Genomic DNA, 16,719 nt, shown 5'->3' on the forward strand with positions numbered 1-16,719 from the left:
CGGGGTTTGGAAAAGGACACACAAATTCCCGGCATCTGCCTTTGCATTAATTTGTAATTTCCCGCCATGAGGAATTACATTATTGCATGCGGAGTAGTACTATTAGCCACTACGGCTAATGCACAACAGGCGGCCATCGCTAAATGGGCAGCCACCGAGGTGCTACAGTCGCCACCACTCAGAGATGCACATACCGGGATCTCTATTTACGAGCCGGCAACCGGCAAATACTGGTACCAATACCAGGACGAAAAATATTTCTCCCCCGCCTCCAACACAAAAATATTTTCCCTTTTTGCAGGACTGAAGCTATTAGGGGATTCCCTCCCGGCAGCACGCTACCTGGAAAATGATACGGCCATTTTTATCAAAGGCACCGGTGATCCCACTTTCCTGCATCCGGACTTCCCATATCAGCCACTACTGGCACTATTGCAGCAAACCAAAAAGCAGATATGGCTTGTAAGCACCGGCAACGCCAACCGCCGCTTCGGCCCGGGATGGGCATGGAGCGATTACGCCGATTACTACCAGCCGGAACTGAACGACATGCCCATGTATGGCAACGTTGTCCGTATCCGCCACCACCGCGATAGTTCCTATATGACCCCCGATATCTATAACCTGAGCGTACTGCCAGACGATACCAGTTCGGAAATACTAACGGACAGGGATGAACGAAATAATAACTTCTCCATAAAATATAACCGGAAAGACCGAAGCGCTTCCACCAACGAAGTACCCTATATCACTGGTTCCATACTCGACCTGAAGGAGCGACTGGAAGATACGCTGCACCGCCCCATTGGAGTGGCGCTTACTGCACCCGGTGGTAGATTTGAACTGCTGCGCAGCGTGCCGGTGGATTCCATGTTCACACCCATGATGCACCGCAGTGATAATTTTTTTGCAGAACAAACTTTGATGATGAGCAGTGCCTTGCTGTGGGATAGCATTAACACAAGGCGCCTTATTAAATATGTAACAGATAACTACCTTACCACGCTGCCGCAGGATGCACAATGGGTGGACGGTTCAGGGCTGTCGCGCTATAACCTCTTTACCCCGCGCGACTTTGTAACCGTGCTTACGGATATGTACAAAAACTATCCGCAGCAGCGGCTCTGGGAGATTTTTGCAACAGGAGGGAAGGGCACCTTGAAAAACTATTATAAAGAGCAGTTTGTACATGCGAAAACGGGGACGCTCACGGGCAGTGTATGCCTGAGTGGTTACCTGGTAACGAAGAGTAACAAAACGCTCGTTTTCAGTGTGTTGGTGAATAATAACAAGGAAAGTGCCACGAGTGTGCGAAGGGCGGTAGAAAAGCTGCTGACGAAGATCTACAAAGATTACTAACTAAATACAGGGTTGCTGAAATGGCAACCCTGTTATTTTATATTAAAATTGACAAGCCGGGTGGTGTCCTGCGTTTGGTCGGACTCAATGAGCCCAATGCCGCGGGCGTAGTAGTTTACAGCCACGGTGCCTACCGGTAACGTAGCGCTGGCCGTGGAAGCACTGGCATCTAACTGTACTCCTATTACATCCGTATAGTCGTGACCGTTAACTATTTTGTTAATGCCTTTCTGCACAATAGTATACTGAAGGAGTGCCTTGGTGCTGATACCGCTGTAACTGACCTGCACCGTATCGGACCAGGTGCTGCCGGCTGGCAGGAAGTCCTTGAGATAGGTCAGCCGCAGGTCTGAGGCCGTATAACCATCGAAACTCAGGATAGATGCGATTTGTGTATAAACTCCATCCGTACAGTTGGAACACATAAATGCGGTGCTGTCGCCCAGTTTCCGGTACACGTTGCCATTGATGGTGGTATCGCCGTTAACGGTAAGCGTATACACCGAACTATCCCCCGAGGTGCTCACATTCAGATAGGTGAAGGAGGAACCTTGCGTGTAAGGTGCATAATCACACTTAGAGTTGACCCCGCCATTTTCCGTACTCATTTCCTTGCTACAGGAAAAGAGCAACATCACACCTAGCACGATGGTTCCCAGATAGAGGCCGGCTTTCATGAAAAATAAAGATTAGGATATCTTATTAACGCTTAAGTCCAGGTTTTTATTCACTGATTCCAATATTTTTTTTAGGTAGATGGCATGCCGTTCTCTGCGGCATCGCTTCAGTATCAATCACTTTCACGTGTGGACGTGCGTTTGAAGCGCCGTCAGAAAAGGGGAAAGCGAGCCCTTACCTGCAATGCAAGGCTGGTAGCGCTTATATAGATCGTTGTTAATTAGAGATAAATGGTAATGTATAAAAGATGGCATTTTAATTAGACAAAAGTGTTTTAAGTACGCTTATTTTTAGAAAAAAATTAATTCAATTCTCAATAAATTGATGGGAGATGAATTCGTTGTACTTGTAGATAAAAATAGCTTGTTCATCGATAAGTTTTATCACCCAAAATTTTAGTTTATGGTTCCACGTTATGTGAAGGCGATAGCTTTGCTATGCCTTCTCGGGTCGGCTTTGCAACCGCAGAGCGCGCACGCGCTGCCTATTTCCCCCTGGCAGCAGGTTAATCTGACCATCAGAGGAAAAGTGAAAGACATCAACGGCAATCCGTTGCCGGGTGTGACCGTATTGGTAAAGGATACCAAGCGCGGCGCCACCACGGATGAAAAAGGTAACTTCTCCATTAATGATGTGAAAAAAGAGGCGGTACTGGTATTCCAGTTTATCGGCTATGATCCTATCGAGCAGGTGGTGGATGGCAAGCCACTGTCGATTATCCTCAAGGAAAGCCAGAAAACCCTTGATGAGTATGTAGTAGTTGGTTACGGTACTCAAAAGAAGGTCACCAAAACCGGTGCCGTATCCATGGTAAAAGGTACGGAGCTTCAGCAGTCGCCAAACGTAAACATTTCGAACTCCCTGGTGGGTCGTATTCCGGGTATTATCGCCGTCAACCAAAGCGGTGAGCCGGGCTACGATGGTTCCCGCATCTTTATCCGCGGGCGCAGCACCCTGGGCAACAGTAACCCGCTGGTAGTGATTGATGGTTTTCCCAGGGATGGCTTTGAGCGCATGAATCCGAATGATATCGAAAGCGTGTCCATCCTGAAAGATGCTGCTGCCGCCATCTACGGAAGCCGTGCTGCCAACGGCGTAATCCTGGTGACCACCAAACGCGGTAAAGGCGGTAAGCCCAGTGTAAGCTATGGTTACAACCAATCGTTTGTAACGCCAACGCGACTACCTAAAATGGCGGATGCTCCCACCTACGCCAAGATTGTGAATGAAATCCTGACATACGGCGGTGATGCCCCCCGTTACACAGATGAACAAATCAAGAAGTTTGGCGATGGTACCGACCCATGGCTGTATCCGAACACTAACTGGTACGATGCTACGATAAAAAAAGTATCGCTCCAGAACCGTCATGATCTCAGCCTTTCCGGTGGTACTGAAAAAATGAGCTATTATGTTTCTCTCGGCTCCCTGTTCCAGGATGGTATCTATAAAAACAGTGCTACCAACTACAAACAGCAGAACGTAAGAGCTAACCTGGATGCGGTGGTAAATGATTATATCCGCCTCCGTTTTGACCTGGCCGGCAGGCTGGAAGACAGAAACTTCCCTCCCCGCAGTGCCGGATCTATTTTCAGAGCGCTGATGCGCGGCCGCCCTACGGAAAATGCCATCTGGCCCACCGGTGAGCCAGGACCGGATATCGAATATGGCGATAACCCTGTAGTAACAGGCACTAACGCTATCGGCTATACGAGTGATAAAAACTATGTGGTAAACGGAACCTTCGTTGCTGTGGTAAACATACCATGGGTGCAGGGGATGTTTGTAGACGGTAGTTTCGCGTATGACCAGAACTTCCAGTTTGGTAAATCATTCGTGAAGCCATGGACACTGTACACACTCGATCCCAACAGCACAAACCATGCGTTGATCCCGGGTTCCAGAGGTGTGTCCGCACCTGAGTTATCTGAATCATTTAACACAGGCAGAAGCAGCACCGTCAACCTTAAGCTGAACTATACCCGCACGTTTGGAAAGCACTATGTAAGCGCATTCGCAGCCTTCGAACAAAATACCCTGCGCGGTGATAACTTCGGCGCATTCAGAAGGTTTTTTGTGAGCGATAAGCTGGATCAGCTGTCTGCCGGTGGCGACAAGCAAAAAGATAACAGCGGCTCCGCTTTTGAATATGCACGCAGAAACTACTTTGGCCGTATATCTTACAACTATAAGGAAACGTACCTGTTCGATTTCAACGGTCGCTATGATGGCACGCAAAACTTCCCAGAAGGCCGCCGTATGGGCTTCTTCCCCGGTGCATCCGCCGGATGGGTGCTTTCCAATGAAAACTTCTGGAAAGAGAACATTCATGCGATGAGCTACTTTAAAATCCGTGGTTCCTGGGGCCAGATGGGTAACGACAACGTACCTCCATTCCAATACCTCACTACTTACGGATTTGCCGGTGGTGGTGTGATGTTCGGCACGGATCTTAATAAATCGATTTATCAGATGCGTACACCCAACCCATATATTACCTGGGAGGTGGCCAACAACTATAACGTAGGTTTGGAAACCAAGCTCTTTAAAGATAAACTGTCTATTGAAGGGGAATATTTCTACTCCAAACGTTCCAACATCCTCATTCCCAGAAATGCGGCCATACCTGATTTTACCGGTCTTACCCTTCCGGATGAAAACATTGGTATTGTGAGCAACAAAGGATTTGAAATGGTATTATCTCACAAAAATGATATCAGAAAATTCCATTACGAAATCATTGGTACGGCTACCCGTGCTAAAAACAAAATCCTTTACTGGGCGGAATCTCCTAACGTACCAGCCTGGCAGCAATACACCGGTGCGCAGATAGAAGCGCCGCTGTATTACAAGGCGGTTGGCATCTACCATACACAGGATGAAGTGGATAAATCAGTACACCTCAGCGGCGCACGTGCCGGCGATGTGATTTTTGCAGACATCAACGATGATAAAAAAATCGATGACCTGGACAGAATCCGTATCGACAAAACACAGTACCCTACCATGATCTATGGTTTAACCATGTCGGCGAAGTATGCCAACTTTGACTTTACCATGTTATGGCAGGCTGCTACCGGTGCCAGTCAATACATCCGTACGGAGTCGGGCCTGATCGGCAACTTCCCGGAAGCAATTGTTAAAGACAGATGGACCGCTGACAATCCGAATGGCGCCTGGCCAAGAGCGTACGACCGTGACCGTGAGTACTGGGTAAACCGCCAGAACACTTTCTGGTATTGGAATACCAACTATGCCCGCCTGAAAACCCTCGACTTCGGCTACAACGTACCGGCCACCTTGTGTAAAAGAATTGGCATCCAAAACTTCCGTGTGTACTTCACCGGTCAGAACCTGCTGACCATCGACAATGTGAAGATATTTGATCCGGAAGCACCGCAGGGTAGTGGTCAGTATTATCCACAGACCAAGATTTACAATGTGGGATTAAACGTAACCTTCTAATCTTAAGTGTATGAAAAAACTGCAATTATTCAGATATATATGCGGACTGGCGGTGCTGGCAGTAACGTCTTTCTCCTGTAATAAAGACTTCCTCGAAAAGAAGCCGCTGACCGAGTTCGAAGAAAGCGATGTGTGGAAAGATCAGGGGTTGATACAGGCGTTTGTAAATGACCTGTACGTGCAGATGCGCCCTGGATTTAATGAGGTGATGCTCGGCTCCATGAGTGATGAAAGCCGCTTTATCCATGACTATAACACCTCCCGCGTGGTACAGGGAAACATGACGCCGGATGATGTAGGGCGACTGAGTGAATTTGCTACCTGGGGACAGTTTTATAAAACGATCCGGAACTGTAATATGTTCCTAGAAAAAATTAAGGACGTAAAGGGTATTAACCAGGATGTGATCAACCGGCTAACCGGCGAAGTTTACTTTATGCGTGGCTGGTACTATCACATGCTGGTAAAGTATTTCGGGGGTGTACCGCTGATTACCTATACGTTTAACCTCAATGGCGAGAACAGTGACTTTTCCACAGTAGAACGTGCTAAGTTTACAGATTGTGTAAACTTTATAGCGTCGCAATGTGACAGTGCTGCCAAATACTTACCAGTTAATTACGAAGAAATTGATAATAAAGGTCGTGTTACCCGGTACGCGGCATTTGCGTTGAAATCGCGCATGCTGCTGTATGCTGCCAGTAAGTTATACAATGCACCTGGCATACCTGAAATGACCGACCTCACGAAAAACGCGACGGATATGACTGCCGACTTTGCCACGAGAGCGCAGGCAGCGGCCGATAGCGTGATCAACTCCGGGCTTTTTTCTCTCTACAAACCCACTGGTAATGGTACTACCGATTATGGCCGCGTATTCCTTGACAAAGGAAATTCCGAAATGATTTTCGTGAAGCTGTTCGACAAGTCGCTGCTGGGTACCAGTCATGATAAGTACAATGGGCCTAACGGTTATCATAACTGGGGCGGTAACGTGCCAATTGAAAACTTTGTGAGTGGCTACCAGATGGCCGATGGTACTGCGTTTTCCTGGGGTAATGCACAAATGGCCGCCAAGCCTTATGAGAACCGTGATCCGCGCTTTTACGCTACTATCCTCTATGATGGTGCCAAATGGAAAACCCGGCCGGCAGATGCCCGCCAAACGGATCCGATAGGCATCATTCAAACGGGCAGGTATGAGTCTGCCAGCGGTACGGACAGTGTTTGGGGCCTCGACACCAGGAACAGCACCATTGAAAACTGGAACGGTACCTTCTCCGGATATTATATGCGTAAGTTCATGGATATTAACCTGGACGCGCAGTTTCTCAATGGTGACCAAAGCTGGATATGGTTCCGTTATGCGGAAGTATTGCTGAATCGCGCGGAAGCTTCACTGCTGTTGAAAAACTACGGTGACGCACGTACGTATACCAATATGATCCGTACCCGTGCCGGCATGCCGGCTACTACTCTGGATGGGGAGGCGTTATGGTCAGTATATAAATATGAGAGAAGATATGAGCTCGCATATGAAGAGCATCGTTTCTTTGACCTGCGTCGTTGGATGGATGCAGAAACTGTGATGAGTGATGACGCGAAAGGTATTGATGTAAGAGGTTCATTTGTGGCGGGGCATCCGTTTAAATACACGGTGTTTACCATGCAGGAAAGGACTTTTAACAAGCAGAATTACTTTGTGCCGATTCCTTCATCAGAGCTGAGGAAAACGGATAAGCTGAAGCAGAATCCACTGTATTGATCAGCATCGGCGTCGGTTATAATAAAAGATCCACCGCACTTAGCGGTGGATCTTTTATTTTGAGAATCTGATTAGCATTACACGCCGAGTGACCAGCCGTCGCGGTAAGTTCTTTTGACGAACTGGTTGGCCGGGTCAAAGTTGGTGATCTTCATGTTAGGACCATCCCACAGCAGTTTGATATAACGGCCAGGGTAGTTGAAGCCTTTGTTATCAGCTTTAGCTTCGCGTACGTCGTAGCTTCTGATAGCGAGGTTACCCATGAGGATACTTTCGGTGAGCGGACCAGCGATATCGAACGGAGAGCTGAGTGCTTTTGCTTTAGCGCTGTCGAAGCCGGCAATAGCAGCGTTTACCCACTGTACGTAGTGCCCTTCCGGTACGCGTGCAATAGTTTGTGCTACTTTAAGGGTGCGGGTGGTAGGCAGCAGTTTAGGGTCTTTACCGTAGGTACCGCACATCATTTTGCCTTTGGTACCGATGAAGATAACGCCGTTACCGCCATCGCCCATCATTTCGTTAGGGCCCAGCTCTTCCGGACGTTCTGGCTGAATGCCGCCATCCATCCAGTGCATGGTGATTTCCTTACCTTTTTTGGTAGGGAATTTCATGATTACGTGAGAAGAAGGAGGGCAGCTTTCAGGGAAATAGCCGCGTTTGAATTCATCTACATACACGCTACCTACGCTGGCTTCTACAGATGTAGGATAGCCGAGGCCGAGTACACGGAAAGGAGGTTCGATCAGGTGGCAGCCCATGTCGCCCAGGGCGCCGGTACCGTAATCCCACCATCCGCGCCAATTGAATGGCACCAGTCCTTCAACGTAATCTTTTTTAGGAGCCGTACCTAACCACAGGTCCCAGTTGAGTTCTGAAGGAACGGGGGCGGAGGATTTAGGCCATTGGATACCTTGTGGCCATACCGGGCGGTCGGTCCACACATACACCGTATGTACGTCACCGATAGCACCTGCATTGTACCATTCCATCAGCTGGCGTACGCCATCGCCGGAGGCGCCCTGGTTACCCATTTGGGTTACCACTTTATAGCGTTTAGCCGCTTCCGTTAGTTTACGGGCTTCGAAAATATCGTGGGTGAGTGGTTTCTGTACATACACGTGTTTGCCCAGCTGCATAGCGCCCATGGCGGCTACCGCGTGCTGGTGGTCAGGTGTGGATACAGATACCGCATCAAAGTTCTTGTGTTCTTTTTCAAACATTTCCCTGAAGTCAGTATAGAACTTCGCTTTAGGGAATTTTTTTACTGCGTCTGCGGCACGGCGGGTGTCTACGTCGCAGAGGAAATTAATATCTGCAGGACCTTCTGCAAAGCCGGTAATATCGCTGTAGCCCTTACCGCCAACACCTACGGCAGCTACGCGGAGTCTGTCGCTGGGAGCAACATAACCTCTACCAAGCACATGACGTGGAACGATCATAAAACCGGCGGCAGCGAGCGCTCCGTTACGGAGAAATGACCTGCGGGATTCATGGTTTCCCTCATTCTTTTTTTCTGGCATAACTTGAATGATTAGTTAAATTATAAATAATAGCAACACTTTCCGGGTGTTAGTCCCATGTCATAATCTTGGTCCTGTCTTCTATCTTCAGGCATTCAGCGAGGGTTTTCTCGTCATAGGCCAATCCATATTGTTTCAGCACATCATCAGGTACCCCATCCCATTCGTTGGGGGTGTTACCGACATATCCCAGGTCTTTGATACCAATTTTGCTGGTAAAGAATCCCGTGGCGGTAAGATTACGCATCAGGTTGAAGAAGGCAACGCCCTGACTCATTTCGGGTTTTGCTTTTTCAGGGTATGCAATATCGTCAACAATTGCTAACCTTTCTTCAGGTGTTGATTCAGTAAACGATTTATTAACACGCTTGGCGGACTGTACGTCGAGCCAGCGGAGGCCGCCACGCATAGGCAGTTGCAGTTCCGGTTTATCTTTTACGATGAAACCGATGAACTCGGGAACCCCTGCTTCGGTGGCACTGCCGGAGTGTTCATCTGCCGGAATGATGATATCTGCCAGTACGGCGATGGTTTTCATTTCCGGATCGGTGAAATATGGTTCTGCATTTAATTGCTTGTCGCGCAGTTTCTCCTCATCTGTACGGCCATACCCCTGGGTACTGGCTTTGTCGCTGTCTTTTTCCGCACCTGTTTTCTTATCATCGCATCCGGTGGTGGACAGCAGGGCACTTACAGATAAAGTTCCCAGCGCAAGGGCTTTAAGGGATTTTCTTCTATCCATAGTTTTAGATGTTTTGTTTTTTCAGTTGGTCCACAACATATTCAGATGCGCGGATGGAGAGGGCGAGGATGGTCCAGGTAGGATTTTTATCCGCCTGGGAAACAAACGAGCCACCATCTACTACGAACAGGTTTTTACATTCGTGGGCCTGGTTGAATTTATTTAATACAGATGTACGCGGATCGTCGCCCATACGGGTGGTGCCTACTTCGTGGATGATGCGGCCAGGATTTTCGAGACCATACATGGTATCGGCGCCTGGTTTAGTACCGTTGGCAACGCCGCCCATTTCGTGGATGATCTGTTCGAAGGTATCCTGCATGTGTTTGGCCTGTTTGATCTCGTGATCAGTCCAGGTGTAGTTGAAGCGCAGTACAGGAATACCAAATTTATCCACCACGTTCGGATCAATTTCGCAGTAGTTTTCTTCACGGGCGATACATTCACCACGACCAGCAAAGCCTACCTGGGCGCCGAAGAAGCGGCGGTAATCTTCTTTCAGACCTGCGCCATAGCCACCAGCGGCTTTGGAGGTACCGTCTTTTGCGGGATACTTACCGTTCTGGCGCTCCATGCCAAAGCCGAAACCATATCCCGGCATATGCATACCACCACCGAATTCTACGTGGTAGCCGCGTGGGAAGTCGAGTTTTTTATTGTCGCCCCACCATGGAATGTACAGGTGCATACCCCCGGTACCGTCTTCGTTGTAGCGTTTACGGTCCATCAGCTGAGGCAGGAAGGCACTGCGTGAGGCGCCGGTGGAGTCATGCAGGTATTTACCTACTACACCGCTGCCGTTAGCGAGGCCGTTGGGGAACTTGGCTGATTTGGAATTGAGCAGCAGCCTGGCGGATTCGCAGGCGCTGGCTGCGAGGATAATCACTTTTGCGTTTACGGAATATTCCTGGAGGTCGGTTTTATCCACATACAATACGCCGGTAGCCTTGCCGGAGCTGTCGGTCAGCACTTCGCGGGCCATGGCGTTCGTATACAGGTCCACGTGACCACTTTTCATGGCTGGCTTCACCAGTACAGAAGAAGAAGAGAAGTCGCCATACACGGAGCATCCACGGTTACACTGGCTGCAATAGAAGCATGGGCTGCGTTCTTTGTTTACCGGGCGGGTGAGGATGGAGAGTCGCGCCGGGATCACGGGAATACCCAGGTTGCCGGCAGCTTTTTTGATCATCAGCTCATGGAGTCTTGGTTTAGGCGGCGGGAGGAAGTAACCGTCCGGTTCATTCGGGAGGTTTTCCCTGGTGCCGAATACGCCAATCATTTTATCGACCCGGTCGTAATAGGGAGCTACATCTTCATAAGAAATAGGCCAGTCGTCGCCGAGGCCGTCATGGCTTCTATGTTTGAAGTCGCGCTGACCAAATCTCAGTGATATACGTCCCCAGTGGTTGGTACGACCACCCAGCATACGGGATCGGAACCAGTCGAACTCGGTTCCGTTCTTTTTCGTATAAGGTTCGCCGTTGATTTCCCATCCGCCATAGGCTGCATCGAAGTCCCCGAAAGGACGTGTAGTGCTGGCTCCTCTGCGTGGTGATTCATACGGCCATTTCAGTTGAGTCATCTGATCCGGGTCCGCAGGATCATATTTGGGACCTGCTTCCAGAAGAGCGATTTTCAGGCCTGCTTCAGACAGTATTTTGGCCGCCATGCCTCCTCCGGCACCGGAACCAACGATACACACATCGTAGACCTTTCCTGTTTTTTTAATTTCAAAAGCCATTTGCGTGGAAATTTTAGACTTATTTATGGATCACAGGTTTTAAATCTATAAATTAAATGCGGAAAAAGGAAGGTTTTTTTATGAGCGATCACATGGACTATATTATCGGTTCAGATATCGGGACCAGCAGTACTAAATCGATTTCGCTGGGAATTGACGGGGTAGTAAAATGCAGTTTTCAACAGGCATATCCGACTACCCATCCGCAGCCTGGATTTAGTGAGCAAAACCCCGCTGTTATTTTGCAGGCGGTAAAGGATGGTATTCGTCAGATAGTGCAGCAGCAAGGGTATGCGCCGGCGGCGATATCTTTCAGCAGTGCGATGCATAGTATGATGCCATTGGATAGTGCCGGAAATCCGCTTACGCCGCTGCTTATTTGGGCGGATAACCGCAGCTGGCATTACGCTGAAATGCTGCGTGCTTCTGGATTAGGAGAAGAAATATATCATCATACCGGTACCCCGGTGCATGCGATGTCGCCCCTGAGTAAGCTCATCTGGCTCCGGGAGGAGGCACCGGAGATTTTTGGGCAGGCGGCCATCTTCCTGGGGATAAAAGAATATATCATCCGCGAACTGTTTGGGCAGGAGCTGATGGATCATAGCATCGCCTCTGCCACCGGGCTTTTTGATATACGTACTTACCAATGGAACGCTACGGCGCTGGCTACGGCGGGCATCCGGGAGGAGCAGCTGCCGAAGCCTGTTCCTGCGGACTATATCATCCGCGGGCTGAAACCTGATGTGGCGGAGGAGCTGGGGATACCTGCCGATACCCCTTTTGTGATTGGCGGAAGTGATGGCTGCCTGGCGCAGCTGGGCAGTGGCGCATTGGATGCGGGACATGCCACGCTGACCATCGGCACCAGTGGAGCCGTGCGCATGGCCATCCCGGAGGTGGCCACGGATCAGCAGCAGCGCCTGTTTACCTATTTGCTGACGGACGGGGTATATATCAGCGGTGGCGCCAGTAATAACGGTGGTGTGCTGCTGCAATGGCTGGTGAAAGACTTCCTGCGCGGCGCTATCCCGTTGGAGGAGCTGTTGCCGGCTGCGCTGGCACTGCCTCCTGACTCGTTGATTTGTTTGCCTTATTTATTGGGAGAGAGGGCACCCATCTGGGACAGCGGGGCTTCGGCCTCGTTTATTGGCATCCGTCCGCATCATGGGGCGGAACACTTTACCCGCGCGGTGATGGAGGGGATATGCTATGCATTGCTGAGCATTACTATGGCCCTGGAGGAAACGGCGGGGCCTATACGAAAAATATCGGTGAGCGGTGGGTTTACGCAGTCACATGGCTGGATTCAGCTGATGGCGGATATTTTTGGTAAAGAGATGACATTGGATAACCGCCCGGATGCCTCGGCCCTGGGGGCAATTAAACTGGCGGCAGCCACACTGGGGTTACCGTTAGCGAATGGGGGAGATGGGGAGCAGCTGGTGTTTGTGCCGGATAGTACTAATCAAGGTCATTATCAACGGCAATATGAGCGGTTTATAACTTTATATCAACTACTGCGGGTGTAGCTGCAAAACCTTCGGTTTTGCCGGCAGTAGCTGCGCTACGCGTGGGTGGCCCACCCCAATGACACCGAAGGTGGCATTGGTAATCGCATAACATAAAAGCGGCTGACTAAATCCGATTTAGCCAGCCGCTTTTTATGTTTTAAGAAGATATTATTGATTTCTTTCAAACATCCTCGCCAGATCGGTGAGCTTGAATGAGATGAAGGTAAACTTACCACCAGGGGCCACATTAGGCATGGTGCAGGCAAACAATTCATCGATGATGTTCTGCATTTCGCGGGCGGAGAGCACTTTTCCGGCAGGGATGGCGTTGTTGCGTGCCATAGAGCGGATCAGGTGTTCACGTCTGTTTACCTTGAGTTCGTGGGAAAAATGTTTGAACTGTTCCAGGAGGCCTTCGATGGTAGCCTGGTCGTTGCCCGTCTGGATATCAGCCGGGGTGCCGCGCACTACGAAGGTGTGGTTGCCAAAGGGTTCCAGGTCGTAGCCGAGTGCCTGCAGTTCCGGCAGCATTTCCGTTACGATAGCCGCATCTGCCGGTGGCAGCTGCAGTGTTTGCGGGAACAGGCTTTGCTGGGTGGCCACGGGGGCTTCCTGCAGGGCGCGCTGATAGCGTTCGTAGAGGATGCGCTCATGGGCGGCGTGCTGATCGATCAGGATAAAGCCTGATTTGATCTGCGACAGCACATATTGCTGGTGTACCTGTACGGGTACTTTCAGGTCTTTGGAGGTCTCCTGCCAGCGCTCATCGATGGCGGAAGCGGTTGCCGGCTGTGCGCTCTCGTAGGTGATGGCGGTGCGGGTTTCCGTTTCCGGCTCTTCGGAGTAGGCGGTGGTGTAGGATTCATTTTCGGCAGCGGGCTGGTAGAGGTCTTTCCAGTTTTTCAGGTTACTGTTGCTGCGGTCGATCACGTGGGCCTGGTGGGCTTGGCTAAACGACTTGTACAACGGGCTGTGGGTGGACTCTGTGCGTTGCTGTTCCGTAAATGGTTTGCTTACCGCATCGAGGGCCTGGATGCTTGGGTCCAGGTCGAAATCGAGGGTAGGCGTAACGCTGAACTGCGCCAGGGCGTGCTTTACGGCAGCCTGTACGAAGGCATACATTACTTTTTCGTCATCAAACTTGATTTCCTGTTTGGTAGGGTGGACGTTGATATCCACATGTTCAGGATTCACATCGATGAAGAGGACATACAGCGGGAAGCTGTCTGCCGGGATGATATCAGCAAAAGCGTTCATTACTGCGTGGTGCAGGTAATGGCTTTTAATAAACCGGTTATTAACGAAGAAGAACTGGTCGCCCCGGGTTTTCTTGGCCGTTTCAGGTTTGCCAACAAAACCGTACACGTTCATATAATCGGTACTTTCCTTCACGTTTACCACGCGGGCGTTGTAGTGCTGGCCCAGGATAGCGATGATACGCTGTTTGAGCGAGCCTTTATCGAGATGGAAGAGTTGCTGATTATTGCTGGTGAGGGTGAACTGCAGTTGTGGGAATGCCATGGCTACGCGGATGAATTCATCCACGATATGGCGCATTTCCGCGGCGTTGGATTTCAGGAAGTTACGACGCGCGGGCACGTTGAAGAACAGGTTCTTCATGGCGATGGAGGTACCTTCTGCTGTCTGGCAGGGCTCCTGAACACGTACTACGCTGTTATCTATTTCTATATAAGAGCCGATATCGGTGCCTCTTTTCCTTGTTTTGAGTTCTACCTGGGCTACGGCTGCGATGGAAGCGAGTGCTTCACCGCGGAAACCCATGGTGCGAATGGAAAAAAGGTCTTCTATGGTCTGGATTTTAGAAGTAGCGTGACGTTCAAAGCACATCCTGGCATCGGTTTCACTCATACCGCCACCGTTATCGATTACCTGTACTAACTCCTTCCCAGCATCTTTTATGATAAGGTGGATTTCTGTTGCGCCTGCGTCCACTGCATTTTCCAGCAACTCTTTAACCGCTGATGCCGGTCTTTGAATCACTTCCCCTGCAGCTATCTGATTCGCTATATTGTCTGGTAATAAATTGATGATGTCCGCCACTTACTAGCCTTTTGCCGCTAAGTTAACAATTTATGGGCTATTGCTCACACGTGATTATCAGCGTATTTGAAAGATTTAGGGGTATTTTTTGTTAAATATCCTGCTGATTTGGGCATTTAGTCAATCCATAAAGCTCATTCATACGTACTTTTATACATGAAAAAATAATATTGAGAATATAGTTTTTACAATTTCATAGCAACTTTAGTGTTAATCAGTCGTTAATCAAATATCTAAACAGCTAAACTCAGTAACGACGAAAATCAGAAATTTCATGCAAGATGGAAAAAAGAAGTCAGACCTGTACTCCCGTACTGACACGGGGAAAGTTAACCTGACAGATGACGAATGGAAGGACGTATTACCAGCCGACGTGTATCACATTGCCCGCGAAAAAGGAACCGAATGGGCGTTTACAGGAAAGTATTGGAACAGTAATGATGAGGGAACCTATTACTGTGCAGCATGCGGAAATCCATTATTTATATCGGATGCAAAATTTGAAAGTAGCTGCGGCTGGCCGAGCTTTTTTCAACCGGTAAACAAGAACAGTGTTATTTATGCGCCCGACAATACCCACGGAATGCATCGCACAGAGGTTTTATGTGGCCGGTGCAGGTCGCACCTCGGACATGTTTTTGATGATGGCCCACCGCCAACAGGCCTGAGATACTGTATCAACTCTGTAATTCTTGACTTCGAAAAGGCACAGGAAGCCGAAAGGCAATTCCAGCAAAAAAATCCTGAGGAGCAGTAAAATGGCTGAAAACAGGGAGTTATTACTAGCTAAAAAAGCTGTATTTTTATAGTAATCAACCCCTTACAGTTATGAAAGCTTTAAAGGTGATCGCCTGGATTATTGGAACTTTACTATTCTTATTCCTTGTACTGGTATTCATTGCACCCACCAAAATGCATGTGGAAGCCACTTCAGAAATAAATGCACCCGCCGGCATTGTATGGAATAACATTGTAAAGTTTGAACGCTTCCATGAATGGAGCAACTGGCGGCAAATGGATTCTACCACTACCTACACCATCGTTGGCGAAGATGGTACCGTTGGAGCTGTTTATTCCTGGAAAGGTCAGAAGATCGGCGAAGGGAAACTCCAGCATCTCTCCCTCGAACCTTACAAAACGGTTCAACAAAAAATAACCTTTATAAAACCATTTCAGTCCGAAGCGGATGTTTTTTATAACCTCTCCGAAGCCAATGGGAAAACCAAAGTGGTATGGGGCTTTGATGCGCGGTATAATCGCCCGCAAAACCTCATGACCTGGCTCATGAAAGGCGCCATCCAGTCGGATTTCGAAAAGGGATTGCTGAACCTCAAAAGCATGTCCGAGTCCGATAAAAAAGGCCCGGGCGCGCCAAATGGAGTAAACGAAACGGTGAAGGAGATGAACTATCCCGCCACTACGTTTGCCACTATACGTAAAACAATCCCGCAAAAAGATATTGCTAAATTCTACAGCAATAACCTCCAACAGATTTACCAGGCCGCTACGGCTGCAAAACTGCAGCCTGGCGTGCCTTCCGGATTATATTTTACCTGGGACACCGTAAAACACCAGACAGATATGGCCGCAGCCGTGCCCGTCCCTGAAGGCAGTGCGCTTAAGGGAAATGATATCAGTATCATAAAACTCCCTGCTGCCAAGGCTTTTTATGTGGATTATTATGGGCCGTACGATAAGATAGTAAACGCTCACGCAGCCCTGATGGACTTCGCGGATGATAAGGGTAAAAAAATTATTCCGCCAATGATAGAAATGTATGTGACAGATCCCGGCACTGAAAAGGACAGTAGCAAATGGCTCACAAAAGTCATTTACTTTATGCAGTAGATTAAAGAAGATGAGATGTTGGC

11 protein-coding genes are annotated in these 16,719 nt (G+C 49.1%); 6 read left to right on the forward strand and 5 right to left on the reverse strand.

Annotated features, from left to right (window positions below; translation table 11 throughout):
• Positions 1-66 precede the first annotated feature (66 nt).
• Positions 67-1,359 (forward strand): D-alanyl-D-alanine carboxypeptidase/D-alanyl-D-alanine-endopeptidase, encoded by a 1,293-nt coding sequence (locus KW844_RS01500; protein WP_218374934.1) that lies wholly within the window; start codon positions 67-69, stop codon positions 1,357-1,359.
• 32 nt (positions 1,360-1,391) lie between these two features.
• Here the strand turns inward: KW844_RS01500 and KW844_RS01505 are convergent, their stop codons facing one another.
• The gene (locus KW844_RS01505; RefSeq protein ID WP_218374935.1) at positions 1,392-2,036 is read right to left on the reverse strand and encodes a hypothetical protein; all 645 of its coding nucleotides are present in this window, start codon (positions 2,034-2,036) and stop codon (positions 1,392-1,394) included.
• Between the two features lie 403 nt (positions 2,037-2,439).
• Between KW844_RS01505 and KW844_RS01510 the strand changes: the two genes are divergently transcribed.
• Together KW844_RS01510 and KW844_RS01515 are read left to right on the forward strand one after the other, a co-directional pair.
• A complete protein-coding gene (locus KW844_RS01510; RefSeq protein ID WP_218374936.1) occupies positions 2,440-5,502 on the forward strand; it encodes a TonB-dependent receptor in 3,063 nt (1,020 codons plus the stop codon).
• Between the two features lie 10 nt (positions 5,503-5,512).
• Positions 5,513-7,267 carry a RagB/SusD family nutrient uptake outer membrane protein gene (locus KW844_RS01515; protein WP_218374937.1) on the forward strand — a complete coding sequence of 585 codons (1,755 nt, stop codon included), beginning with the start codon at positions 5,513-5,515 and terminating at the stop codon, positions 7,265-7,267.
• Positions 7,268-7,344: 77 nt separating this feature from the next.
• Here the strand turns inward: KW844_RS01515 and KW844_RS01520 are convergent, their stop codons facing one another.
• Genes KW844_RS01520 through KW844_RS01530 form a run of 3 tightly spaced genes read right to left on the reverse strand, consistent with a single transcriptional unit; the run spans position 7,345 to position 11,273 of the window.
• The gene (locus KW844_RS01520) at positions 7,345-8,787 is read right to left on the reverse strand and encodes a Gfo/Idh/MocA family protein (protein WP_218374938.1); all 1,443 of its coding nucleotides are present in this window, start codon (positions 8,785-8,787) and stop codon (positions 7,345-7,347) included.
• A 49-nt stretch (positions 8,788-8,836) separates the two neighbouring features.
• Positions 8,837-9,529: a gluconate 2-dehydrogenase subunit 3 family protein gene (locus tag KW844_RS01525; RefSeq protein ID WP_218374939.1), complete on the reverse strand. Its 693-nt coding sequence runs from the start codon at positions 9,527-9,529 to the stop codon at positions 8,837-8,839.
• Positions 9,530-9,533: 4 nt separating this feature from the next.
• Complete coding sequence (locus tag KW844_RS01530; protein ID WP_218374940.1) at positions 9,534-11,273, reverse strand: GMC family oxidoreductase; 1,740 nt, start codon at positions 11,271-11,273, stop codon at positions 9,534-9,536.
• Between the two features lie 80 nt (positions 11,274-11,353).
• On the opposite strand from KW844_RS01530, the gene KW844_RS01535 reads away from it, so the two are divergent.
• A complete protein-coding gene (locus tag KW844_RS01535) occupies positions 11,354-12,805 on the forward strand; it encodes a gluconokinase (RefSeq protein WP_218374941.1) in 1,452 nt (483 codons plus the stop codon).
• Between the two features lie 150 nt (positions 12,806-12,955).
• Here KW844_RS01535 and mutL read toward each other — a convergent pair whose 3' ends face one another.
• Positions 12,956-14,848 (reverse strand): DNA mismatch repair endonuclease MutL, encoded by a 1,893-nt coding sequence (mutL, locus tag KW844_RS01540; protein ID WP_218374942.1) that lies wholly within the window; start codon positions 14,846-14,848, stop codon positions 12,956-12,958.
• Between the two features lie 274 nt (positions 14,849-15,122).
• On the opposite strand from mutL, the gene msrB reads away from it, so the two are divergent.
• On the forward strand, positions 15,123-15,605 hold the full coding sequence (msrB, locus tag KW844_RS01545; RefSeq protein ID WP_218374943.1) for a peptide-methionine (R)-S-oxide reductase MsrB: 483 nt from the start codon (positions 15,123-15,125) through the stop codon (positions 15,603-15,605).
• Between the two features lie 71 nt (positions 15,606-15,676).
• Positions 15,677-16,696, forward strand: coding sequence for a GyrI-like domain-containing protein (locus KW844_RS01550; protein ID WP_218374944.1), 1,020 nt, complete (start codon positions 15,677-15,679; stop codon positions 16,694-16,696).
• The last annotated feature ends 23 nt before the right edge of the window (positions 16,697-16,719 follow it).

Origin of the sequence: Chitinophaga sp. sic0106 (genome assembly GCF_019219075.1) — a bacterium.
In the GTDB taxonomy this organism is placed as follows: Bacteria; Bacteroidota; Bacteroidia; order Chitinophagales; family Chitinophagaceae; genus Chitinophaga.